We start from the raw sequence: 25,015 nt of genomic DNA on the forward strand, positions 1-25,015 counted from the left end.
GGGACAACTCATCGGCTTATACCCCTGGAACTGTCAACATTTTAGCCGAGTCCTTTTAAGACACCAGTGCCAAGAACCTTGTTAGTGTAATTTTTCCCATTTTGGATAAGCGCTTCTTTGAGTCTTTGCAAAAAAACTCGTTCAGACACCTTGTGTATTTCTCTTTTAGCTCTTTTTTCGAAATACTCGCATCTTTGAATGGCTTTTTCATACAAAATTGACTCAACATTGCCAAACAATATCTTGATAAGAATTCTGTCTAAATCCCTTAGAAGCTTCTGATTTATACCATTTTCGCAAGGTACTAAAAAGTTATGATCAATGAACTCAGGGAGTTCTGTTGAGAGGGAATCTGTAAAGGATGAATTCTTAGAAAAATGCCTTATCTTTACAAGGATAATATGTCTTTCGAGCATATTTGCCATCCCGATTTTATACAGATTTTCAATAGTTAAATTTTCCGTATAACCGATTATTAGTATACATGGTTTTTTAAGTATCTCTCGAATTGATAGCACACAATTCTTTGTGAGATGTTTGTATTTGATGAAAAAGCATTTCACCCTTTTATGCCCGAAAATCTCTGTGATATGTAAGGGGATAAATGAACATCTTGAATTATATTCTTCTGGGAAAACAATACATATATTATGCATTTTATAATGTTCTCTTTAAGGTCTTTTTAAGTGAATTAATCTAAAATAATGCACTTCTATTTGATGGAAAATATATCTATCTGAAATTCGTCATCAATATCAGAGTCATCTGTATATAAAGAGTCAGAATGATCAGTATCTTTGTGAGCTTGCCATAACTGCTGTCGGCTTGTGGCTGACTCATATCCATCAAGGAGCTGGCGCAGGTTGAGTTTGAGTTTAAGTTTACCGATGACGACGTTTTGTTCGCCCATGTCTTCTAGGCCCAGAAGTTCTTGATAGTCGAGGGGTGGGTGTTCGGGATGTTCAGGGACTGGTACCCATTCGGTGGGTTTGGCAAAGTTAGCATGGATTTTTTTGAAGACATCGCGGATCAGACCTAGAAATAGTCTGCGAGTAGATTGATTGCCACTGATTGCAATAAAGATTTTGTTGTCGGCGGAGTCGGCTTTGATGCGGGCAATATTATAAACTTCGTCGCCCTCTGTATAGGCCAGCATAACGCCGCTGCGCCAGTAGGTTTGCTCATGGATTTTGTCGTGCATCAGCACAATAAACCGAGAGATGACGCTATCGGGTAGGACGGTGTAGTGATATTGAAACTCTAGGGTGTCACCTTCTAGGTCTGTGTCTTCGGGTTCTTCTTTGGGCAGGATGCCAGGAATTAGATAGCGTTCAGGGCTGCACTCTGGTAGCTGAAAACAGAGCTGGAACTCTTTCATCAGCTCGATCAGGTAAGTGTGGCGCTGTTCTGGATAGCGATTGGGGGGGAGGATGCGGGTGAGGTCGGCGAGGGTGAGTTGACCTTTAGACTCAGTTTTTAGGTCGTCGTCGCTAAGCAGGGTATAGATACCGGTGGTGACCCAGTCGGGGTTGAGGACGTTGGTGTGTTTTAGCAGGGGGTGATCGCTGTAGTTGAGTACCAGGCCCAGGTTGTGGAGTAGATTGATTAACTGAGTCTGATCTTTTTCCTCTTCGATGCCTTGCTGGCCGCAAATGCTTTCGTATTTGGAGTATTTGATAAAGTCTTTGTCTAAGTTTTCAAGTTTTTCTTTGACTTCAAACCAGGAGAGGGGCAGCAAATCATAAACTTCTTTGAGCTGACCGACTTCTTTGAGGATGGCCTGGTTCAGCTCATCAATGCCGGTGCCGTCCGAGCATGATGTTTCAATAATGAATTTGATATTGGGGTATTTGTCCCGCAGGGCTTTGCGGTTGATGTCGAGGGGTTGTTCGTCGCGTTTGTTGCCGACGATGATAACGGGGGCATCGTCACCGAAACTTTTGATTAGTTTGAGCCAGTAATCGAGACGATTTTCGTCTTCGCTGGTGCGGCAGTTGCAGACGAGCAGATAGAGGCTGCGCTTGGTGAGGAAAAACTGGTGGGTGGCATGGTAGATTTCTTGACCGCCAAAGTCCCAAACATTGAGGCGAACGTCCTTGGTGTTGACGTTGATTTGCCAGTTTGACACATTGAGGCCATCGGTTTGTTCTTCGTTGGGGTTAAAGGAATCTTTGATTAGACGGCTGATTAGAGATGTTTTGCCGACACTGCCTTGACCAACCAGGATAAGTTTTGCTTCGTTTAAAGGACGAACATCACCACTACGAAGCTGACGACAGTAGTTGAAAATACCAGAGACAGATCCCGATTTCTGTTTTGAGCCTAAAATTTCAGGAGAAATAGGGAGAGGATTATTTCGAACATCAAGAGTTTTAAGTTTAATAAGATTTTCTAAGCTTTCAGGTATTTGAGAAATCTGGTTAGAGCTAAGGTATAGCTGTTGTAGTGACCCCAACCCGGCTAATGAATCCGGAATCTCGCTAATCTGGTTAAAGCGAAGGTCTAGCTGTTGTAGTAACCCCAACCCGGCTAATGAATCCGGAATCTCGCTAATCTGGTTAGAGATAAGGTATAGCTGTTGTAGTGAACCCAACCCGGCTAATGAATCCGGAATCTCGCTAATCTGATTAGAGCTAAGGTATAACTGTTGTAGTGAACCCAACCCGGCTAATGAATCCGGAATCTCGCTAATCTGGTTAGAGCTAAGGTATAACTGTTGTAGTGAACCCAACCCGGCTAATGAATCCGGAATCTCGCTAATCTGATTAGAGCTAAGGTATAGCTGTTGTAGTGAACCCAACCCGGTTAATGAATCCGGAATCTCGCTAATCTGGTTAGAGATAAGGTATAGCTGTTGTAGTGAACCCAACCCGGTTAATGAATCCGGAATCTCGCTAATCTGGTTAGAGCTAAGGTATAGCTGTTGTAGGGAGGTGAGTTGAGCGATGTGCTCTGAAATCTCGTTAATTTGGTTAGCAAAGGCTATTAGAGTTTCTAGACGAGATAGTTTAGCTATCCAGCCAGGAATTTCTTCAAAAGAGTTACCACTTAAGTTTAAATAACGTAAATGGGTCAAATTTGCCAGACAGTCAGGTAGATCTGACAAGTTATTCCCAATGGTAAGCGGTCCCCACTGCAGTTTCCCATTGATAAGGGTATGCCCCCACTGCTGGTCACCATCCTTATCCTTTTTCCCCTTCCCCAATATCAACCGCTCCAGCTGGGTCAACTTCCCAATCTCCTCAGGCAGCTCGCTCAGCCCCTGCCCCGCCAGGTCCAACTCCGTCCACCCTTCCTTTTCCGCCTGGTCAATCAACGCCAGCAGCTCATCCGTAGTTATCGCCATCGCCTAACCCCAGCTCAGACTCCATATTGGCAAAAATTGCTCGATTTTGCCCCTACCGGCAGGTTAATAAAATCAGAAAATTTATAGCATCCGGGCTAACTCCAAAGGAGACGCTTCGCGTTAGGCTTGGCCATGCCCATAGGGCTATACGACTCCGCTCAGCCCTCGGTTATCCATAACTCCGCTCGGCTCGCTGATATAGAGACGTTTCTGACAGTGTCTATACGCATGCAGTAACCTAGTAGCAGCTATTCCTAGCCCTCGACTATGGTCGCATCAGCTCCCGTCACAATTCCCATTCATGCCCTCAAACTGTCCCCCGGTAGCCACCTGCTGATCGAAAACGTCTCCTGGGAACAATACGATGCCCTACTCACCGAACTAGGCGAAGAACGATTAACCCCTCGCATCAACTACTGCAACAATACCCTAGAGCTAATGGCTCCCCTACCCATCCATGAACGCCCCCATCGACTCATTGCCGATATCGTCAAAGCATTATTAGACAGCCAAGATAGAGACTGGGAAGACTTCGGCTCCACTACATTTCGCAAAGCCCAAGCCGCAGGGCTAGAACCCGATACCTGTTTCTATATTCAAAATGCCGAGCAAATGAGAGGCTGTGAAAGATTTGACTCCAACCAGGATCCACCGCCAGACCTGGCCATTGAATCGGATGTCACCTCAAAGACCACGTTAGACACCTACTGCTTGCTGGGGGTGCCTGAGGTTTGGATTTACACCAGTGGTGCATTGAAAATCTATCTTCTTCAAGATGATGGTTATTTGCTGTCAGCTCAAAGCCTTACCTTTCCATCTCTGCCCCTGGACGAAATGATTCCTACTCTTTTGCAACAGGCCAAGCAAATGGGTACCCGCAAAATGCTGAAACAGCTACGGCTAGATATGGCCCGACAAGACAAGTAGATTACAAGAAGCAATATTGATTTTATTAAGACTCAGTTGTTGGCTTCGGCTTCACGCAGCAAACGAGCTGCCAGTTGGCTGAGCGTAGTCGAAGCCAACACAACATTGACAATCCGATGTCACAGCAATGTCACATCGCCTATCTAAACTGTGGACAACCAACGAAAAAAGTCCCAGCCATGTCTTACCCACAGCACGCCAACTCCCCCAAACCCCGCCCCCGCAACCTAACCATGCTCAGCAGCATCCTCATGGGAGCCACCCTCGCCACCGCCGGTAGCTTCCTCGCCTGGGCACCCTCCTCACCGTTGCGCACCGAAAACCAAGTCGCCCATGCCCAAGCAGTCGAGCAAACTGGCCCTGCCATTTCCCCCGCTGCCAACCCCAACTTCATCACCAACGTCGTCAACGAAGTTGGCCCCGCCGTCGTCCGCATCGACGCATCCCGCACCGTCAACCAGCGGGTGCCCGACGTATTCAACGATCCTAATTTCCGCCAGTTTGGCCGTTTCCCCCAAGGTGGCCAAGAACGCACCGAGCGCGGCCTAGGTTCCGGCTTTATCATCAGCGAAAATGGTCAGATTATCACCAACGCCCACGTAGTCGATGGCGCTGACACCGTCACCGTCACCCTCAAAGATGGCCGCATTCTAGATGGCCGAGTGCTGGGCAGTGACCCCGTCACCGACATTGCCGTCATCAAGGTAGATGAGCGCAACCTACCCACCGTTGACCTAGGCAACTCCGACCAGCTCCAACCCGGCGAATGGTCCATCGCCATTGGCAACCCCCTCGGCCTAGATAATACGGTTACCGTGGGCATTGTCAGTGGTGTCGGTCGTTCTAGCAACCAGGTGGGTGTCCCCGACAAACGGGTGGAGTTTATCCAAACCGACACCGCCATTAACCCCGGCAATTCCGGTGGGCCACTGCTAAACCAGCAGGGCGAAGTCATCGGCGTCAATACCGCCATTATCAACGGTGCCCAGGGTCTCGGCTTTGCCATCCCTATCAACATGGTGGAACGCATCGCCACAGAACTCGCCGAAAATGGCCAGGTGGAACATCCTTTTGTCGGCATTCAAATGGTGACACTAAGCCCCACCGTCAAGGAAGAGATTAACACCAACCCCAACAGCGGCCTCACCGTTAGCGAAGATAAGGGCATCCTCGTTGCCCGAGTATTGCCAGATTCCCCCGCAGCCAAAGGTGGCCTACGGGCAGGGGATATCATCACCGCCATTGGCGACACCACCGTCACCGAAGCCGCTGAAGTACAGCGCATCGTCGGCGATGGCAAAGTGGGCAAACAAATTAGCATCGAAGTACAACGCAATGGCGAAACCACAACCCTCAAGGTAAAACCAGAAAACCTGCCCCAGTAGAGCAAGCAAACAGGAAAAGACATGGGCCGGAAAAGAGGTTGAAAGATCTCTTCCGGCTTTTTTTAATGCGTAAGAAAAATACTGGCTATCGGCATAGAATATCCAGGGCGTCCACAAGGGAGTGCCCCTACAAAACCACATTCACTAATTTCGAGATCTGCATTCGACACCTTATCTCAGATCTTGCACCAAGTCGGTTTTGAGCCTTAAACCCACATTGGATTCAAAATCCAACGCTAATTGAGGGCTGTCCACTAAAGGGGCAAGATTGGATTAAAAGCTCTAAATATAGAGCTTTCAGGGATCCTCTAACCCCTTTTAGTGGGTTTTCATTCGATTAGCCTTGGCACTTTTAGTCCAAGGTGGGCCGTGCTTCATCACCAGGTGCAAGATTTAAGTCATCCTTTTTAGAATGTTGTCGCAGCGCACAAAATTCTAAACCACCTCACCAACCACCCAACAACGCTACTAGGGATAACAATGATATTCTTCCGAGGGGGTTCTAGGGCGGCGGAATGCCCTAGTCATGGGAAGCCCCAATGTGCCGAAGTAAGATATCTTGACTATTTTCGGCAAGGGAACTCGAAGGGACCCCAAGCAACCGGTTTTGCCATTGTTCCTGGTGCCCCATGCAACTAACAACTAAGGCGCCAAACGATCAACATCCCACCTCCCATTCTCTCCAACAGAATACAAAAAACGATCATGCAACCGACTCGAACGCCCTTGCCAAAACTCAAACCGATGGGGCACTACACGAAACCCACCCCAAGCGGGGGGTAACGGAATATCCTGCCCTTCAAATTTTTGCGTAATCTCTGCCAAATTCTGTTCCAACACCTGCCGCGACTCAATCACAGCACTCTGGGGCGAACACCAGGCCCCAATTTGGCTACTGCGGGGACGACTGGAAAAATACTTGAGCGATTCTGCCTCTGGCACCTTGGCCGCCCGACCCGAAATATGGATCTGACGCTCTAGGGTGAGCCAAACGAACAGTAACGACACCTGGGAATTTTCGGCAATCTGCTGAGCTTTGCGACTTTCGTAGTTGGTAAAAAATACAAACCCTTGAGCATCAAAATACTTGAGCAGCACCGTGCGCTGAAACGGTTCCCCCGAGGCGGACACAGTAGACAACGCCATGGCATTGGGTTCCGGCACCTGCTGGTCGCAGGCCTGTTGAAACCACAGCTGAAACTGCTCAAACGGGTTAGTAGAAAGTTGCTCTCGGGTTAAGCCATCCAGGGTATATTCCTGTCTTAGATTTGCAATATCCATATAAATCGTGTGCCCAGCAATCAAATCATACGCTGCCGTGTAGGCTACCGTTCTGTCTTCCGTGGCTACCTATGCTGCCGTGTAGGCTACCATTCCTACTTCCGTGGCTACCTACAATGGAAGCAACATTCAGAAAATCGGCCAAAGACACGATGGGCATTTGGGATCTACGACGGCGATATGACATTGCCTTAATCACTGGGTTAGGCATTGTTTGCCACGGCTGCACGTTATTTCCTGCCGGTGAAGCCCAGGTGCAGCGTCCGGGGGGTGGCCAAGAAAATAAACAGCCCATCGCGGTGGAAGTGGCCCGAGCCACCCTGGGCAATGTACAAGATGCGCTGGCCTACACTGGCACCACCCAACCGGCACAGCAGATTACCCTGAGGGCGCAAACCGCAGGCACCGTCGTTGCGACCCCGCTAGATACGGGGGACCGGGTGCAGCCGGGGACAGTGATGGCCCAAATCGATAGTGGTGTGCTCACGGCCCGGGTGAATGAAGCCCAGGCGGAACTTTCGGTACGCCAGTCGGAAGTGGCCACCGACCAGGTGTCTATTACCGATGCGCAAACGGCTGCGGTCCAGGCAAAGGCGACGAGGGACCAGGCAAAACTGGATGCGGACCGACTGCGACGGCTGGCGGACCGGGGGGCAATTTCGCACCAAGCGGCGGAAGCGGCAGAGCTGACGTTGATTAATGCGGAACAGGCCGTAGAAGCGACGGAAGCCCAAATTGAGGCGCGGCAACAAGCGATCGCAGCAGCCGCCAGCCGCGTCACCGCCCAGCAGGCCGTCCTCGCCGAAGCCCAGGAACAGCTCCAGTGGGTCACCGTCACCGCCCCCATGGATGCCACGGTTTTGTCTCGGGCAGTAGACCCCGGCGACTTTGTCCAGCCTGGCACGGCTCTATTTGAAGTGGGCAATCTGGACACCCTCACCATCGCCGTCCAGGTCTCGGAACTGGAAATTGAAAACCTCAGCCTGGGACAACCGGCCACCATCCAACTCGATGCCTTTCCAAACATCACCGCCACCGGCAGCATCACCCGCATTTCCCCGGTGGCCGACACCACATCTCGCCTGATTCCCGTAGAGGTCACCCTCACCAATCCAGACCCGCGCATCGGCAGCGGTCTCTTGGCCCGAGTCCGGTTTAATGCAACCGCTGATCCCACGGTTGTCGTCCCCCTCAATGCCCTCAACAACGGCTCCCAAGAGAATACAATTTTTGTGCTAGCCCCAGACGCAGACCCACCCACCGTCACCGCGCGTTCGGTTACCACCGGCAACACCCACCAGGGCAATATCGAAATTCTGTCGGGTTTGGCCCCCAAGGAAACTTTTGTTATCAGTAGCGATCGCACCCTAGAAACAGGTCAGGCCGTACGGCTCAGCATCCTATCCGAGGTCGCCCCACAATGAGCATCAGCACCCTAGCCATACGGCGACACATCGCCACCCTCATGCTCTCAGTGACGGTCATTGTCCTGGGTTTATTTTTCACCAGCCAGCTCCCCATCGACCTCTTACCCTCCATCACCTATCCCAGAATTGGTGTGCGGGCCGACACCCCCGGCATCGCCCCCGATGTGGCCGTCAACGAAATTACCCGCCCCCTCGAACAGGCCCTCGCCGCCACAGAAGGCGTGGTGCAGCTAGTCTCCAAAACCCGAGAAGGCCGCGTCAGCGTGGACCTTTACTTTGAGCCGGGGGGCAACATCGACCAGGCCCTAAACGATGCCAACGCCACCCTCAACCGCGCCCGCAACCGATTACCCGACAGCATCGCCCAGCCAAGGTTGTTTAAGTTCGACCCATCCCAGCTCCCCGTCTACGAAATGGCCCTCACCTCCCAAACCCTAGGGGGCATGGATTTGCGCATCTTCGCCGATCAAGAACTGGCCCGACAACTCGCCACCGTACCCGGCGTTGCCAGCGTGGATATATCCGGCGGGGTGCAAGAAGAGGTGCAAATAAATCTAGACCCGGTGCGGCTACAGGCCCTAGACCTGGGCATCACCGACGTTTTAAATCGTCTAGACGCCCGCAATCAGGACACCTCCGGGGGCCGCATCCAAGGCACCACCAGCGAACCACTCACAAGGGTCACTGGAAAATTTCAGGATGCCACCGAGATTCGCGATCTACTCCTTGACGTGGGCGACCAACAGATTTATTTACGAGACTTTGCCACCGTCGTAGACGGCACCGAAGACCAGCGCTTATTCGTCAACCTCAACGGCCAGCCCGCCGTTAAAATCAGCGTTCAAAAACAACCCACCGCCAACACCATCGCAGTGGTAGAGGGCGTCAAACAACAGCTCGCCCAGATTACAGAATCAGGTATCGTCCCAGAAGATTTACTCATTAACGTTACCTTAGACGAATCTATTTTTATTCAAAATTCTATTCGCAACGTCGCCACCGCCGGGCTCACCGGCACCCTCCTCGCCGCCATCGCCGTGTTTCTCTTTCTGGGCTCCCTCAGGCAAACGTTGATCATTGTTTTAGCCATTCCCCTGGCCACTCTGGTCACCCTGTTGCTATCTGGCCTATTTGGGTTGTCGCTCAACGTATTTAGCCTGGGGGGCCTTGCCCTGGGCGTAGGCATTGTTGTCGACAACGCCATTGTCATGCTAGAAAACATTGCCAACGGCATGGGCAACAGTTCTAAACCCATCCTGCGGCAGGCCGAAGCCAGCAGCCAAGAACTAGAGTCGGCCCTCATCGCATCCACCTCAACCAACCTGGTGGCCGTACTTCCCTTTCTATTAATGGGCGGATTTATCTCCCTATTATTTAGTGAGCTGGTCGTCACCATTAGCCTGGCCGTGGCCGCATCCCTGGTCGTAGCACTTACCGTTGTTCCAGCGATGGCCAGCCGTTTACTCGCCGTCAAAACCTCCAGCGGTGTGGGCCATTGGCCGCCCTTAAGGTGGTTTAGACAACAGCTACAACGAGTCACCCTGAGCTATGGCAACAGTCTGGGTTGGGTGTTACAGCGACGGGTGCCAGCCATCTGTTTAGCGCTGATTCTCTTTGGTGGGGGCAGTTGGGCCATGGTGCAACAAATCCCCCAGGAGATTTTGCCCAAAATCAGCAACGACCAGGCCAGGGTCTGGGTCCAGCTACCACCGGGTACCACCCTGCCCGAAAATCGCCAGGTGATGGCCGCCATCGACGACATTCTGTTGAACCAACCAGAAACCGACTATGTGTTTAGTACCTCAGGGGGATTCCTATTTGGCAACATTAGCATCGACAATGCCCTGCGCGGCTCTAGCACCCTAACCCTAAAGCCAGGGACCGATGTGGAAGACTTTTGCGATCGCATGACCAAAACATTGCAACAACTAAACCTGGTCAAAACCCGCATCCGAGTCTCCCCCGGTTCAGTGCGAGGCCTGATTTTAAGCAACTCCCCCGTCCGCAGCGATGTGGACATCGTCCTCCAAAGCAGCAACACCCCACTATTGGCACAAGCAGGGCAGCAAGTATTAGACACCCTCGGCGAACGGGCCACCTTAGCCCGCTACCTACCCGATGCCGATCCGCCTCAGCCCGAAATTCAAATTCGACCAAACTGGGAACGGGCAGCCGATGTCGGCGTCTCCGCAGAAACCCTTGGCCGCACCGTCGAAACCATTCTGTCAGGGTCGGTCTCCACCCAGCTACAGCGGGGCGATCGACTAGTCGATGTGCGGGTACAAACCCCCAATAGTCTCATCCAAAACACAGCCCAACTAAGTCAGCTCCCATTACTTAGCACCCAAGTGCGGCTAGGGGATGTCACCACCATTGAAAACGGCCAATCCCCCGGCGAAATCCAACGCATCAACCAGCGACAGGTATTCATCATTGAAGGTCGCTTGGCCGAAGAAGCCACCCTAGGCGATGCCCTAGCAGAAGTAGACACCATCATGGCCACCATCCAACTGCCCCCAGGTGTCATTCGTTTACCCAGCTTTAGCGCCCAAAGCAATGCCTCAATTCAAGAGGGTCTGGGCCTACTCGGTGGTCTGGCCATATTTCTTGTCTTTACGGTCCTAGCGGTGCAATACAACTCCCTCATCGACCCCCTAGTGATTATGCTAACGGTGCCCCTAGCCCTAGCAGGCGGCATATTAGGGCTATTCGTTACCGAAACAGCCATTGGCGCCACCGTAGTAGTCGGCGCCGTATTACTCGTCGGCATTGTGGTCAACAACGCCATTATTCTAGTGGAACTAGCCAATCAAATTTATACCCAGGAGCAATGCAGCCGTGGCATCGCCATGCTAAAAGCGGCCCCCCAACGGTTGCGCCCAATTTTGATGACCACAGTCACAACGGTGTTGGGCATGTTGCCATTAGCCCTAGGCTTAGGAGCCGGGTCCGAATTCCTACAGCCCCTAGGGGTAGTCATTTTTTGGGGCCTATCCCTAGCAACTATCCTGACGCTGTTCGTAATTCCCTGCTTTTATACACTGCTCCACGGCTCTAAGGTCTCCAGCCCCAACCAAAGAGTTAGCCCCTAGCGCTGCGTGGCATCAATATCATCAATACCACCATAAGCAGCAACACTAGCCCCCCTGAAAAATGAGTATTCAGAGGGCTGTTAACCTCAGCAGTGTTGATTTCACGATATTCCTGAGTTTGATTGACTGAATTCATCGAGGTAAATACTGAGATGCACAAGGAAACTTACACCCAGAATACCCAAACGTCTGCCGAAACAGACATCAAAATTGAAGCGATGCCATGGCACCAGCCCAAATATCCGTCAATCCTCAGAGAATATATCGAGCAATGGCGGAAGCTCAAAAACACCTTATCAGCACTAAATGTATATAGATACAGCCCCCGTCTCTAACCGTTAGGGACGGGTATTTTTTTGCATCAAGCTCTCTCTTTGCAACTATCTATAGCTGTTATGGGCCTGTGCCGCCAGATGACGGTTAATCGGACCATGGCCACACATATAGGTTAAATTTTTGACCCGTCCGTGCATGTCTATATAGCAAGCTGGTGGATGCGCCACATACGAGGGTCTAACCGAAAAACGAGGAGTCGCCTCACCATAGGGTTGAACCTGAATATCAATCCCCCTTGATTGTCTCCCTTCACAGCCAGGAATCTTAGTAAAACTAATGTCTCCCCTGGAATAATGACTAAATCGATTTCGCCAATTGACTAAATTGTGGCGATACTCAGGCGTAATGGTATCTGACGCCATCAAAGTACTAGATAGTTCAATGGCGCTATTCCAATCCTGAAAACAAATAGCTTGCCTTAGCCCTTCCTTTAGGGTTGTCTCAGAAGTAGCGGCGGCTGCGCCCTCTGCTGCAACAGCAGTGCCCGCGACGGACAGAAGGGACATGAAGATAACAGATTTTTTCATGCTAAGCCTATAGGAACACGAATTTGCATAGCTCTTCGTGCAAAACTTTTTCCAATCCGGGATAAGGCTACAAAGATCCAACTTTTAACCGGCATGATTTGACCGTAGGGACCCTCCCCCAGTCCATAAAACAAAGCAAACTGCTGCATCAGCCGCTGATTTTGTGCGGTTGATGCAGCAGCCCCATGGATTTAGCCAATCTTTAAAACACAAAAACCGCTGATATCAGCGGTTTTTACCAATCGGGGCGGCAAACTTTAACCCACGACCCGACTACCCCAAATTGTAAGGTCAGTCACTGGAAGCCCTACACAGAAAAGATTTCACGATTAGCCCTTAAGGTATTTGGTGTGAAGGTTCCCGGCAGGGTTAGCCAGGCTAGCAGCCAGTGTGCGCCTGGTCATTAGCGGATGTCACCACGTCCGAAGCCAGGAACGTAGGGAGACCAGCGATAGCCACCGTTAACGGATTCTTGCTGTGTCGCCGTTAGTGGCTGCCATAGGGCTTTAGAGTCGCGGTTGGGTGTCTGTTGCTGCTGAGTCTTTTTCTTCATGTCCTTGGTTGGGTAATGCTTTCCATCATTTTCGCATCACCAACTTTGTAGGGAAACGGTGCTAATGCCCAGAGCTGACGCAGAGTTGCGTGAACTTTAGATGAGCAGTCTGCCTTGTTTATGAAGCTGGTATTCCAGCCATGTAGCCAGGCTTTAGCGTGCCCTACAACATGAAAAAGCCCCAACCAATCATGGCTAGGGTGGGTACATGCATTATTCTCACCTGTTTTCGTACAGATGCGGGTAGTACATACCCAAACAGAACGAATACAAAACTATTCCCAGACACAACAAAACCTCCCATTACTGGGAGGTTTCAGTCAATCGGAGCGGCGGGATTTGAACCCACGACCCCTACTACCCCAAAGTAGTGCGCTACCAAGCTGCGCTACGCCCCGATGCGTTTTTAACGCTTGACTAGCATAGCATACGTCTTAACGATTACACCCCCATATTTGGTGCCATCAGATACTTTAATTTTGCTAATGGATATTGCCATTGATGCCAGCGAAATAAATTCACTAGGCTGCTCAAAACCTGGCATCACCAGGCTGCCATGCCCTTAAAAACCGTAGCTCCAGCGGGCATAGTAGCCACGAGTGTCAATGTGGGTAAACACCGTAGCGCTGGCTAAGCCTCCCCGCGACCCCCACCAGCGGTTGAGCCGATCGTATACATCGTAGGGATGAATACCAGGGGCAACAAAATCAACGGCATCCCCCACTAGATGGCGCGAACGGCTAGCGCCCCCGACCCGCCGGTTGGTAACGGGATCGCGATACCAGGAGTTGATGGTCAAAGGACGCCCCCCTAAGCGATCGCGCACTTCTTCCATCACCCGAGCAATGCGAATAATGCCGTAAACGACGTTGCGATTCACCGGAATGCGGCTACCGCCGTGGGTGGCTTCCCCCCAGGTAAAGTTGCCACCGGGAATAATCGGGCTGGCCAGATAGAAATTGCCACGAAAGCCCGGCAGTTTAATATACGGACCTTTGGGCTTAGGGCGAGGGGTTTCATTTTTAGGCTGGTTATCCACCTCGTTGCCTTCAATCTGAATATCGGGCTTGTAGGCATACCAAATGAGTTCAGAACGGTTGAAACTAGGATCGGCCAGCTCAATTTTGACGTGGTTAGCGGGTGCTAGTTCATGGCTCACCAGGTCTAGCTCGGTCGAATTTTTGACGAAGACTTTTTCGCTAGCGCTGAGCTGAGACGAGAGCTTAGGCGATGTCTTAAACAGCGTATCGCTAGTCACCTTCAGGGTGATGGTGTCGCCCACAATGCGAATATCAGGTTTATAGGCATACCAAACCGTGCGATTATCTGGCCCTAGAAAATCGTTGGCGATCGCAACTTTTACATGTTGCCCTTCCGCCGGCAAATAAGAATGTAAATAATATTGGGTGCCATTGCTGACAAAGGCTTTTTCGCGATCGCTCAGTTGGTTAGACAAAACCGGCCGCTGCTTAAAGAGCGTATCGCTCGCCACCGTCAGCTTAATTTTGGTGTCATAAACTCGGACATCCGGCTTGTAAACATACCAAGTTGTCTGACTGGTCCCCTTCAAAGGCTGAGCCAACGTCACCTTATAGTGACCATTCTGCGACGCATCGGATGCCGCTAAATTTAACTCCGTGCCATTGGGCACAAAGGCCTTCTCCTGGCGAGATAGCTCAGTCGACAGCTTGGGGCTGCGTTTAAATTGCGTATCGCTAACAACCTTTAATTTTTTCATGCCGCTTAATACCCTGATCGTTGAATAACATACCTAGTCAGCCCAGCGAGCGGTGTGCGTCACATCTAGAGAGCGCCATTTTTGCCCATCATTTCTGCCCAGTGTAAAACACCTGGCAGGCTAACAAATTAAAATACGTTGATATGTTCTAATCCATGCAAAAGCTCAGGAATTACGGACGCGGGCCAAGTTCCTTCACCACCACGACCCGTTAGCAAAATAAATCGCAGGCCATAGCAATGGTGAAAGCCATCGGCCTCCATCCATAGATATTGATTTTCTTGCTCTAGGGTAATTTGCTCATCCGGCATCAGCTCAGTGGCCATAGCCGCCATAGTCTCTGCCAGCTGCTGGGCTAACGAACGCATTGCTTCAAACTCATCCTGGGTGAGTTCAAAGGCCCAATTTTTTCCTCCGACCAATGCCTTAAACGTCGGTCGAGCCTCATCCCAACCCAATCGCCAACCGCTGCCTTCTTTCAGCAGAGCGGTCATTGGGCAAAGGTGGCCTCTAGCTTACTGACAAGCTGATTGCGCTGGTCACGCTCCAATGCTTGCATGGCCCGTTTATCGGTTTCCGCCATACCTTGTGCCTGGGTCCCATCGCCATAGGCCGCGTCTAGATAGTCGGCCATCGACAGTTCCCAATCGAGATGATATTGGCCAGGCCGAGCTTTAGTATCTAGGTGATAGTCAATAAAGCGACTCAGCAAGGTAGTATTCGCTTTTTGGGCCCGGGGAATATCAGGATACCGAGTATAAAGCTGGTTTGCGATCGCAATTGAATGCATAGATGGGGCCGCTATCACGGGCTCACCCATCTGTAAAACAGTACCCGCCAAAACCATCAGGGTGGTTAACGTGGCCAAAAACAAAAACTTGAGCTGCTTACCCATACCGCTGAGCACTAATGGAATTAATTAATAAAAAAAACGACGCTGATCGGAAAAATCTAACCTGATCAATCCTTATTCTGCCAAGCCATAGTAAGACTACCGCCCAACCTAAATCAGCAACAGCAAAAACTAAATATGTAATAGTTCTATATACCTAGGGACACTGGTCAAATCGGATCAATTACCCAGCTTCCCAAAGCCACCACTGATTTATAAGGATGAAAAAACCAATAAAACTTCCTAAACAGAAGTTTTCCACAGACTAAATCACCCCTAAAACCAGCAAAGCTCACAGACCTAACGCCTATTCGCCAATAATTTCAGGCTGAGTAAGCTCATCTGACATTTCCACAATAGCCCGCAACACAGGCTTCATGCGCGACTCATCAATATTGTCGAACTCTTCGAAACGACGACGCTGAGCCCTGTTAGCCACCTGAACAGTGATCCGATAACGATTAGATGCCGCCTTAATCAGATCCTCAGTACGGCGCATCATCTGAGTGGTATCAATGGACAGACGCTTCATCAAGTAATCCTCTGTGGGTAGTTCTTCAGAACCTATCCATACTAGCGCAGCTTTTCACGAATATTAGGGACCCAGGTCACCGTCGCTGACTTTCCTTTTTTCTCTCAAGACTTTTACAATAATTCACAAACCGATCAGCCAGCCTCTACCCATAAAGCAAATCACTATGCATGGCTGTGGTGTTTCCAACCCCTAGCTGGCTAAAGGCTACGCCCTTTCCTCCCAATTTTTCATCCATCAGCACTATGCCAGATACATTGACAAAACTCGCTTACCAAACCTTTCAGCAAAGCAAACAAGCCTTTGGCTATACCCACAAAACCCTGATTAATCGCCTACGGGAAGTAGTGGCCCCCGGCTCATCCAATACCAACACAGTTGCCATCCCCCCCGAAACCCTAGCCCTGCTCAAGCAACGCCTTGATGCCCTAGTGGAAACCGACTGGGAAGAGGCCGAAGCAGGTACCTACCCCACCAGTTTGCTCTTCGACAATCCATGGGACGACTTTTTCAAGTACTACCCCATGGTGGTGTTAGATACCCCAAGCGTATGGGAGCGCTCCGCCAACAAGGAGTATCAGAAATTTTCCCAAGGGATCGACACCACCGAGTATCCCAGTTACTACATCCAAAACTTCCACCACCAAACTGACGGCTACCTTAGCGAGATGTCGGCCAATCTCTATGACCTACAGGTGGAGCTGCTGTTCAATGGATCAGCGGATGCCATGCGCCGCCGAATTTTAGCCCCCCTCAAGCACCACATTGATGGATTATCAGTGTCCACAGCCAAGATTTTAGACGTGGCCTGTGGTACGGGACGCACCCTAAAAATGATCCGTGACACCCTGCCCAAGACATCACTCCATGGGGTAGATCTCTCCCCCACCTACCTGCGTAAAGCCAATGAACTGCTCACCAAGGAGCCGGGCACCCTCCCCCAGTTGATCCAGACCAACGCGGAAAAGTTACCCTACCTGGATAACTATTTTGAAGCCACAGTGAGTGTATTCCTCTTCCATGAACTGCCTGGGGAAGTGCGACAAACCGTAATCGATGAATGCTACCGTGTCACCCAACCCGGCGGTATTTTCATTATCTGCGATTCAATCCAGCAGGTTGATAACCCTGAATTTACCCCCATGATGGAAAACTTTCCCACGGTGTTCCATGAGCCCTACTACCGCCATTACAGCACCGACGACATGCAAGCTCGCCTAGAAACCGCAGGCTTCCACAACATTGAAATTTCTAACCACTTTATGAGCAAATACTGGGTCGCCAAGAAAGCCTAAGGAGTTATGAAGTCGAAATTCAGAACGCCTTACTAGCTTCCGACTTGGCTTTCGCACTATCTAACCAAACAAAAAGGGGTTTCTGACGATTGGTCAGAAACCCCTTTAAACTTATGCAACTAATAATGCTTCAGAAGTCTGAAGCATTGCTGAAACTTAAGCAGTCACAGCAACCTTAGCGTCAAGTTCACCATTGGAGTACTTAGCAGCGAAGATATCAACACCAACCTGCTTAATCTTGGAAGCGTTACCAGCAGTACCAAACGCTTCATAGCGAGAGGAACATACTTGCTTCATGTACTTGATGGAAGGCTTGAGGAAGTGGCGAGGATCGAAGTTAGAAGGATCCTTCATAGCCGCTTCGCGGATAGCAGCCGTAATCGCCAAACGGTTATCAGTATCGATGTTCACCTTACGAACACCACTCTTGATACCCTTCTGAATTTCTTCAACGGGTACACCGTAGGTCTCAGGAATCTGACCACCGTACTGGTTGATCATCTCTAGCCACTCCTGGGGAACGGAAGAAGAACCGTGCATTACCAGGTGAGTGTTAGGCAGACGCTTATGAATTTCTTCAATGCGGCTAATGGCTAGAATTTCACCAGTGGGCTTACGGGTGAACTTGTAAGCACCGTGGCTAGTACCAATAGCAACCGCTAGGGCATCAACCTGAGTTTGCTCTACGAACTGTACAGCTTCATCAGGATCAGTCAGTAGCTGATCCTTGCTGAGAGTACCTTCGAAACCGTGGCCATCTTCGGCTTCACCTTGACCAGTCTCTAAGGAACCTAGGCAACCTAGTTCACCTTCAACACTGGCACCGATGGAGTGAGCGACCTTAACCACTTCAGCAGTGACGTTAACGTTGTACTCAAAGCTAGCGGGAGTCTTGGCATCCGCCTCGAGGGAGCCATCCATCATTACGCTAGTAAAGCCGTTGCGGATTGCAGAATAGCAAGTCGCAGGGCTATTACCGTGGTCCTGGTGCATTACAACAGGAATGTGAGGATAAGTCTCGATAGCCGCCAAGACTAGGTGGCGCAAGAAATTCTCACCAGCGTACTTACGGGCACCGCGGGAAGCCTGCAAAATCACAGGACTATCGGTTTCGTCAGCAGCCTGCATGATTGACAGGATCTGCTCCATATTATTTACGTTGTAAGCGGGAATGCCGTAGCCGTTTTCAGCGGCATGATCCAGCAAGAGCCGCATAGGTACAAGCGCCATATAAATCCTCCTAGTACTTTTCGCCGTTTTGGCAGCTTCAATTAAAGGGTCGAATAGGTATCCCTACTCATCAATCTTAGGTCACAACCCCGAACTTATGACGAGTTGTTTCTGAAACCTGGTTATTTTATTAAGGATATCAGCATCCATGCTATAGCTTTGTGGAATAGATGACATCTCTGACAGCCAGGACTATCCCACGTTTGGAATATTAAAATTTTCAAAAAAAATAAATATGGGTCGCCTGGGATTCGAACCCAGGACCAATCGGTTAAAAGCCGAGTGCTCTACCGCTGAGCTAGCAACCCGTGAAGAGAAACGTTTCTCAAACACAGTTATTGAATATAACAGATAGTTCCCTATTTTCGACGAAAATATTTTTTTCTTTTTCGTCCATCGGCCATGGCCACAAGATACCCATGACGTGCATTTGGGGAAATTTACTTAGCTGGGCACCCGATCAATGTAGCGCCCATCGATGAGAAACGCTCCGCGTTCAAAGCGTACGGCCCAGTAACCACCAAGCTTTTGCTCTAAGATGGTGCCCCGCTCGCCCAGGGTGACAAGATCGGGAGGCCGCAGCATCGGCATGGGATCCGCTGTTTTGAGATAGGGGGGCTGGGTCGTAACGGTGACGACATCGCCCACCGCAAATAATTTATCGGCCATAGGTCTAGGAGCGTCAAAACTCTGTTTACATTAACCCATCGCATCTGTGAAAAGCAGACATCTATCAATCCTTCAACCTGGCTGCTCGGCCAGCAGAGCCTGCATAAATGCTGATCGCGGTTGAATGCCCTATTCTGGCTTGCTGCCTAATCAGGCTTGCCTAGGTGGTTAAGGTATAGTCATTGAGGTTCATTGGCGGTCTGACGGTGCAATCTGTTAAGTGACAATGACCAACAGCTTTGACAGCAATGGCCCAAAGCGGCCTTTGAAAAATTTTGACTGCGTATGGTGAGAGGGCTACTGGATAAAGAGTTGAGGGCACGCATACGCGCTGAACTTGAAGACGCGGAAACGGTTTTGGGGTTGGGCATAAATATTGCGATCGCAGCCCTAATCCTACTTTCAGCGGGCTTATTCGTCGCCGAGACCTATCCCCTAGCCCCATCGACGCACGCCGTACTCACCCTATTCGACAGCCTGATTTTGGTCGCGTTCGCCCTAGAATATGCCGTCCGACTGTGGGCCGCTGACCGACCGCTACGCTATCTGATCAGCCCCTATGCCATCGTTGACCTGGTCGCCATTTTGCCGGTGTTGACCGGCCTGTTCGACACCCGTGCCCTACGCCTGATCCGCTGGCTACGCATTCTCAAACTCGCCCGATTTCTAGAAGAAGATCGCTGGCTGGGGCGTGAAGGACTGATCATTGCCCGCATCATTTTCACCCTATTTGCCATTGTCTTTATCTATTCAGGCGCCATTTACCAAGTCGAACATCCCATCGCCCCCGATGTCTTCACCAGTTTCCTAGACGCCATGTACTTTGCCGTCGTCACCATGACCACCGTCGGCTATGGCGACGTTATTCCAGTGTCAGAAGCTGGGCGCACCCTCACGGTGATGATGATTTTGACCGGCATTGCCCTGATTCCTAGCCAAGTGGGCAGCTTAATCACCAATATCAACCGCCTGCAAACCATTAACACCATTCGCTGCCATAGCTGTGGACTCTCCAGCCATGAAACCGATGCCCTCTATTGCAAGCGATGTGGCACCAAGCTGCCAGACTCCCCAGAGCCACCGGCCACAAACCACAACTAGGCCAAGCCCTGAAATGCATTGGCCACCAACCGTTGAGCTTTTTTATCCAAGGCAATCCAATCCACGTCGCCCTGTTGCAAATCCAGCAAACTAGTATCCACCGTCATGGGATCGGAGCTATCCTCCGCCACACTGCATAGCCGATAGCACAGTTGCCACAAATTGATTTCCTGCTGGGCGTCTTGCTTCGTTAAACACAGCACATAGATATGCTCTGGAGTAGGTAGTTGAGCCAAGGTGCGCTGAATTTGATCATGCTCTTCTGGCGTAGCCGTTTCCAGCATTTCTTGGAGCGCCAAATATTGCTGCTTTTGCTCAGCCGTTGCCTCAGCGGGCCAACGCATATCATCACGATAGCGGCCCTGCCAATCCGAATCGTCTAACTGCTTGCGGATATTATCAATAATCCGAATCAGGGCAGGCTGCATCAATGCCTGGGCATAGCGCTGATCTTGGGCAGTGGCAAACTGGGGCATGGTCAAGCCAATACGGGTACAGGTTTCCTCAGTTTACGGGAACTGTGTGCGCCCGAGGATGGATCCCCCAATCCTTAAACGGCCCCTCTCCTGGAGACAGACTGCCGTAACCAAAGCTGTAAAATATCGTTGACCCAACGCATCTCAGACTGCTTCACCCCCAAGGATGGCCCCCAGAGAGCGTAGTCTAATCGCCCCACATCTGTGCGATTACGACGCAACCAGAAGGTAATGGTGGAGCTCCCAGGCTGCATATCAATATCGACAATGTCACGCTTGTACGCATTCACTTGATACGTCACTGGACGATGGGGAAATCGCTTACCCAACAGGATGATGTCAGGCAATAGCTGAATGCTGATCTGCTGGAACAAGGCATTACCCATGCGGCCTAAGCCCCGTAGGCTCCACCACCCCATCCAGCCCAGCCAACCTACGCTCACAACGGCGGCCATCAATCGCTGCCAAAGTAGCAAATGAGGCCATAGCAATAGGAGTCCTTGGCCAACCATAACCAGACTGATTAAGGCCCCAACGGTTTGCAGCAAGGCCAAGCCAAAGCGACGATTTTTCCACCCCAAGGGTGGAAACACCACCTCTAAGGTTTGACTATATTCAAAGATTTTGAGCTGGGTATCGGTGGGAGCCATGGACTCCACCAGTGCCCGCTGCCAACGATGGGTAACACTACTCAGAAAAAGACGGTTAGACGGAGCAAAAATCTGATCGGCCTGCTCTAACCCATGTAGTGCCGACTGGGCCGACTGCGGACGCTTATGCTGTTTTGGCTGAGTCAACCATCGTAGCCAAGCTTTGATGGGGCGACTCATGTGGCCCAGCTCTTGGCTAAACAGAATGCGGACCCCTCGCTGGGGTAACGAAGACGGGTGTTGTCCCGTAGCGATATGAATTAGGGTGGCCCCTAAACTATACAAATCAGTTGCCGGAACAGCCCTATCCCCCAATTGTTCCGATGGACGATATCCCGGCGTTCCTGAAATCATAATCGGTTCGTCAGCCACCGTCTGCGTCGCGCCAGCAGACTGCACTAAGCCAAAATCGACTAGATATACTTTACCCAAAGGGTTTCCAGGGACAGGGCTGAGCACTAAACTACTGGGCTTAATATCTCGATGAATAACAACGGGCTGTTGTTGATGGAGATAGTCAAGAATTTGTAGAACTTGATGGGCAATTTCTCTCACCTCATGCTCAGTGAATGAGCGATGAGAATTGATTAGGGAGTAGAACGATTGACCTGGGACATAGGCTTGCACCAACATCAGCCCGTTATAGCCATGCTCGTGGATTTCAAAGCTATCTAAGTACGCGGGAATAGACCCATGGTTAAGCCGCTTTAAGACTAAAATCTCTTGATGAAAGCGCTTAATATCTACCGGCTGGATTGGATCATCAAAACACAGGTACTTGATAACAATTTGTTGCTTTTGACTATGGTCATATCCCAGTAACGTTCTGCGCCCCAGGCGGATACCCAGGGTCTGTTGAATACTGTAGCGATCGCACAGCTGCAGCGGCGTCTGTTGTAAAGCGCTAGGGGTTGCCATTGAGTCGTTGAAGAAATATCCGTGTCATTCATCAGAGTGCCCGCTTCCCAAGCCTAGGTAGCGAAGCAAGTCCCTAATTAAAAGAACAAACCTAGAAGATTCAAAACAGGAAAATAAAGAGGCAATATAGAATAACAAGCAAAGTTTATTCAACGACACTCACGGGAGTTACCACATGGATCAGCCCAGGGTTTTTATTGATGGGGAAGCAGGCACCACCGGGCTGCAAATCTATACACGCCTGGCTCAACGGCAGGATGTCACCGTTGTCAGCATTGATCCAACCAAGCGCAAAGATGTGGCAGAACGGGCGCGCATGATCGATTCCGTGGATATTGCTATTCTGTGTTTACCCGACGCAGCCGCCCAAGAAGTGGTCTCCCTAGTCTCGGCCCCAACCGTCAAAATATTGGATGCTAGCACCGCCCACCGCACCGATCCAGACTGGGTTTATGGTTTTCCAGAAATGCAGACCGACCAGCGGCAGGCCATTGCCAAAGCTCACCGGGTCAGCAACCCAGGCTGTTATCCCACTGGTTTTTTAGCCGCGATGAAACCGTTGGTCAGCACTGGCATTATTCCGGCTAGCTTTCCAGTCACCCTCAATGCAATTTCTGGTTATTCGGGGGGTGGCCGGAAACTGATTGAAACCTATGCCACCTATGAAGACGCCACAGAACCCGATTACCCCTATGGGGTATATGGCCTTTCCTTTGGCCATAAGCATGTCCAGGAAATGACCCATTACTCTGGCCTCAGCCATGCCCCCATGTTTTTACCGGCCGTCGGCGCCTTTGAGAAAGGCATGCTGGTCCAAATCCCCCTACCGTTATGGACCCTAGAACAACCGCCCACAGGTGAACGGCTCTGGGAGACCCTAGCCAACTACTACACCGATGAACCCTTTATCCAGGTACACAACCTCAGCGATACGAACCAGCTGCGCGATCTAAAGTTCCTAGATACCAAAGCCGCCAACGGCACCAATCAAGTAGAACTGTTTGTCTTCGCCAATGACGCTACTCAAGAAGCCCTGGTAGCCGCCAGATTAGACAACCTCGGCAAAGGCGCATCCGGGGCTGCTGTGCAAAATATGAACATCATGCTCGGCCTCCCTGAAAAAACCGGCCTGGTTTAGGCAGTCATCCATCGAAAAACACACCTCACCAGCCCATCACCTAGACCCTCGTCACCCCTAAAACCAAGCCGAAAAAAAAGGGGATAGTCCCCGTTGAACTATCCCCTCCAAGAGACTTATTCCCACTGTAGGCAATGCAGACATCGCAAAATTGCGAAGGCTCCGAAGGGAGGTAATGCCCTCCCCCCATACCCTCATTGCAACAATCTTCTCGTTTCAAAAGAGCGCTGTTGTTATCACTCTCATCTATCGCCACTATGGCTAATGAGTCAACAATTTGAGTAGTACCCCCCTGGGTACCATTCGCTAGAGCCACTGAATAGCGTCGGTCTGCGGGCAACTATCCGGATTTTTCTACGTCGTCAATGTATAACTTAACAGACATCATCTTTAAATCGGCATGCAACGTCTAAAACCTGTAGCGTCTCTATCTGCTTGATATCTATGGTTTGCACTGCATCTCATGTGGCGACCTGCGAATTTCTGCCCTGCTCCCATAGCTGGGTCGCCGTTCATCCTGAACCAAAAGGTATTATTCAATTTATTGGCGGCGCTCTATTTGGCACATTCCCTACGGTTGCCTATCGCCACTTTCTCAACAGTCTTTTCGAAGCTGGGTATACGGTTGTAGCATTGCCATTTCGGTTCACCCTGCGTCACTGGGACATTGCTCTCGATTTATTGGATGAGCACTATGCAGTCCGTGTCGCCATGGTGGAAACAGCGATTGCCCAGGGCTACGATCCAAGTATTTACTTAGACGCTAAAAACTATGTTTGGATTGGCCACAGTTTAGGGTGTAAATATGTGGCGCTACTGGAACTATTAAGCACGCCAAAACATACGTTAGCCAGCTATTTTGAAGCATTGGCCCACCATGAACCAACGCTTTGTAAACAGCAACAGAAAATTGAACAGGGCCTGGACAATCTGAGCCAACGGCTACGTTTGTTTGAAAACCAACTGCAACGACTAACGGGCCAACGCATTGACTATGGTCGGCCCTCTATCAACCATGAGATATCTTTATTGTTAGCTCCGTCAATTACGGACTTGGATGGAGCTATCCCACTGAAGTCTTTGAATTTTGTATTTAGTCCATTTATTCAGGTCTATCCTACGGTTGAACAAACCCACCAGCTGATTGAACATAGTCAGCTGTTTACGCTGACCGGTCTGATTCAATTCGCTCGAGATCGCATTGCCACAACCACCTGCCAAAAGCTAATGCAGGAACAACCCCGCATCCGCCGCAGGCTGCTCAAAGGTAACCATCTAGAGCCCGTCGGCATCCAAATGGGGCCATTGGTGGTGGATTTTAACCCCATGGATAAGCTGATTCAGCCCATTAAACAGCGGGATCTAGAATCCCAGACCCTGGCCTTGCTACAGCGACTGCAAAAAAAACGACTCCCCGCCCACCACCAACTAGAGATCCCTAGGCACCATTCCATAGCGGCTTAATATCTCAGTCCCTAACCGTAACTCCCAAAGCCATGGCA

The 25,015-nt window shown here is 50.5% G+C and carries 21 protein-coding genes and 2 tRNA genes; 8 read left to right on the forward strand and 15 right to left on the reverse strand.

The genetic code is table 11. The annotated features are described in order from the left end of the window. Nucleotides 1–41 precede the first annotated feature (41 nt). Nucleotides 42–425, reverse strand: coding sequence for a hypothetical protein (locus tag IXB28_RS08545; RefSeq protein ID WP_215618159.1), 384 nt, complete (start codon nt 423–425; stop codon nt 42–44). A gap of 287 nt (nt 426–712) precedes the next feature. Continuing rightward, the gene (locus IXB28_RS08550) at nt 713–3,346 is read right to left on the reverse strand and encodes a leucine-rich repeat domain-containing protein (RefSeq protein ID WP_215618160.1); all 2,634 of its coding nucleotides are present in this window, start codon (nt 3,344–3,346) and stop codon (nt 713–715) included. A 267-nt stretch (nt 3,347–3,613) separates the two neighbouring features. On the opposite strand from IXB28_RS08550, the gene IXB28_RS08555 reads away from it, so the two are divergent. Continuing rightward, nucleotides 3,614–4,273: a Uma2 family endonuclease gene (locus tag IXB28_RS08555; RefSeq protein WP_215618161.1), complete on the forward strand. Its 660-nt coding sequence runs from the start codon at nt 3,614–3,616 to the stop codon at nt 4,271–4,273. Nucleotides 4,274–4,452: 179 nt separating this feature from the next. Further along, nucleotides 4,453–5,658 carry an HhoA/HhoB/HtrA family serine endopeptidase gene (locus tag IXB28_RS08560; RefSeq protein ID WP_215618162.1) on the forward strand — a complete coding sequence of 402 codons (1,206 nt, stop codon included), beginning with the start codon at nt 4,453–4,455 and terminating at the stop codon, nt 5,656–5,658. A gap of 642 nt (nt 5,659–6,300) precedes the next feature. On the opposite strand, the gene pdxH is transcribed toward IXB28_RS08560, so the two are convergent. Then, the gene (gene pdxH, locus IXB28_RS08565) at nt 6,301–6,939 is read right to left on the reverse strand and encodes a pyridoxamine 5'-phosphate oxidase (protein WP_215618163.1); all 639 of its coding nucleotides are present in this window, start codon (nt 6,937–6,939) and stop codon (nt 6,301–6,303) included. Between the two features lie 116 nt (nt 6,940–7,055). On the opposite strand from pdxH, the gene IXB28_RS08570 reads away from it, so the two are divergent. Both IXB28_RS08570 and IXB28_RS08575 read left to right on the forward strand, forming a co-directional pair. Beyond that, nucleotides 7,056–8,363 (forward strand): efflux RND transporter periplasmic adaptor subunit, encoded by a 1,308-nt coding sequence (locus IXB28_RS08570; RefSeq protein WP_246559707.1) that lies wholly within the window; start codon nt 7,056–7,058, stop codon nt 8,361–8,363. Next, nucleotides 8,360–11,458, forward strand: coding sequence for an efflux RND transporter permease subunit (locus IXB28_RS08575; RefSeq protein ID WP_215618164.1), 3,099 nt, complete (start codon nt 8,360–8,362; stop codon nt 11,456–11,458). The genes IXB28_RS08570 and IXB28_RS08575 overlap by 4 nt, the downstream gene beginning before the upstream one ends. Before the next feature lie 380 nt (nt 11,459–11,838). Here the strand turns inward: IXB28_RS08575 and IXB28_RS08580 are convergent, their stop codons facing one another. From IXB28_RS08580 to IXB28_RS08610, 7 genes are all read right to left on the reverse strand, one after another. Then, a complete protein-coding gene (locus tag IXB28_RS08580; RefSeq protein ID WP_215618165.1) occupies nt 11,839–12,300 on the reverse strand; it encodes a hypothetical protein in 462 nt (153 codons plus the stop codon). Between the two features lie 424 nt (nt 12,301–12,724). Beyond that, on the reverse strand, nt 12,725–12,874 hold the full coding sequence (locus IXB28_RS08585; protein ID WP_215618166.1) for a hypothetical protein: 150 nt from the start codon (nt 12,872–12,874) through the stop codon (nt 12,725–12,727). A 324-nt stretch (nt 12,875–13,198) separates the two neighbouring features. Then, nucleotides 13,199–13,272: transfer RNA gene (locus tag IXB28_RS08590), tRNA-Pro, on the reverse strand. 164 nt (nt 13,273–13,436) lie between these two features. Next, nucleotides 13,437–14,612 (reverse strand): D-Ala-D-Ala carboxypeptidase family metallohydrolase, encoded by a 1,176-nt coding sequence (locus tag IXB28_RS08595; protein WP_215618167.1) that lies wholly within the window; start codon nt 14,610–14,612, stop codon nt 13,437–13,439. A 128-nt stretch (nt 14,613–14,740) separates the two neighbouring features. Then, nucleotides 14,741–15,106: a DUF1818 family protein gene (locus tag IXB28_RS08600; protein WP_215618168.1), complete on the reverse strand. Its 366-nt coding sequence runs from the start codon at nt 15,104–15,106 to the stop codon at nt 14,741–14,743. Continuing rightward, nucleotides 15,103–15,507 (reverse strand): hypothetical protein, encoded by a 405-nt coding sequence (locus IXB28_RS08605; RefSeq protein ID WP_215618169.1) that lies wholly within the window; start codon nt 15,505–15,507, stop codon nt 15,103–15,105. The genes IXB28_RS08600 and IXB28_RS08605 overlap by 4 nt, the downstream gene beginning before the upstream one ends. A gap of 304 nt (nt 15,508–15,811) precedes the next feature. After that, nucleotides 15,812–16,036, reverse strand: a complete 225-nt coding sequence (locus IXB28_RS08610; RefSeq protein ID WP_407659184.1) for a DNA-directed RNA polymerase subunit omega — start codon at nt 16,034–16,036, stop codon at nt 15,812–15,814. Between the two features lie 245 nt (nt 16,037–16,281). Here IXB28_RS08610 and IXB28_RS08615 point away from each other — a divergent pair, with 245 nt between their 5' ends. Beyond that, nucleotides 16,282–17,331, forward strand: a complete 1,050-nt coding sequence (locus IXB28_RS08615; RefSeq protein ID WP_215618171.1) for a class I SAM-dependent methyltransferase — start codon at nt 16,282–16,284, stop codon at nt 17,329–17,331. Between the two features lie 156 nt (nt 17,332–17,487). Here the strand turns inward: IXB28_RS08615 and fba are convergent, their stop codons facing one another. From fba to sipA, 3 genes are all read right to left on the reverse strand, one after another. Beyond that, nucleotides 17,488–18,561, reverse strand: coding sequence for a class II fructose-bisphosphate aldolase (fba, locus tag IXB28_RS08620; RefSeq protein ID WP_215618172.1), 1,074 nt, complete (start codon nt 18,559–18,561; stop codon nt 17,488–17,490). A gap of 236 nt (nt 18,562–18,797) precedes the next feature. After that, nucleotides 18,798–18,869 (reverse strand) — tRNA-Lys (locus IXB28_RS08625). 136 nt (nt 18,870–19,005) lie between these two features. Beyond that, the gene (gene sipA / locus IXB28_RS08630; protein WP_215618173.1) at nt 19,006–19,230 is read right to left on the reverse strand and encodes a regulatory protein SipA; all 225 of its coding nucleotides are present in this window, start codon (nt 19,228–19,230) and stop codon (nt 19,006–19,008) included. A 285-nt stretch (nt 19,231–19,515) separates the two neighbouring features. On the opposite strand from sipA, the gene IXB28_RS08635 reads away from it, so the two are divergent. Then, nucleotides 19,516–20,331 (forward strand): ion transporter, encoded by an 816-nt coding sequence (locus IXB28_RS08635; RefSeq protein WP_215618174.1) that lies wholly within the window; start codon nt 19,516–19,518, stop codon nt 20,329–20,331. Here IXB28_RS08635 and IXB28_RS08640 read toward each other — a convergent pair. Continuing rightward, nucleotides 20,328–20,807, reverse strand: a complete 480-nt coding sequence (locus tag IXB28_RS08640) for a hypothetical protein (RefSeq protein WP_215618175.1) — start codon at nt 20,805–20,807, stop codon at nt 20,328–20,330. The genes IXB28_RS08635 and IXB28_RS08640 overlap by 4 nt on opposite strands. A 74-nt stretch (nt 20,808–20,881) precedes the next feature. Then, nucleotides 20,882–22,375: a serine/threonine protein kinase gene (locus IXB28_RS08645; protein ID WP_215618176.1), complete on the reverse strand. Its 1,494-nt coding sequence runs from the start codon at nt 22,373–22,375 to the stop codon at nt 20,882–20,884. 175 nt (nt 22,376–22,550) lie between these two features. Between IXB28_RS08645 and argC the strand changes: the two genes are divergently transcribed. Together argC and IXB28_RS08655 are read left to right on the forward strand one after the other, a co-directional pair. Next, nucleotides 22,551–23,513 (forward strand): N-acetyl-gamma-glutamyl-phosphate reductase, encoded by a 963-nt coding sequence (argC, locus tag IXB28_RS08650; protein ID WP_215618177.1) that lies wholly within the window; start codon nt 22,551–22,553, stop codon nt 23,511–23,513. Nucleotides 23,514–23,957: 444 nt separating this feature from the next. After that, entirely contained in the window at nt 23,958–24,977 is a 1,020-nt protein-coding gene (locus IXB28_RS08655; RefSeq protein WP_215618178.1) for a DUF1350 family protein, read from the forward strand. Nucleotides 24,978–25,015 lie beyond the last annotated feature (38 nt).

This window comes from Leptothoe kymatousa TAU-MAC 1615 (assembly GCF_018739865.1).
In the GTDB taxonomy this organism is placed as follows: Bacteria; Cyanobacteriota; Cyanobacteriia; order Phormidesmidales; family Phormidesmidaceae; genus Leptothoe; species Leptothoe kymatousa.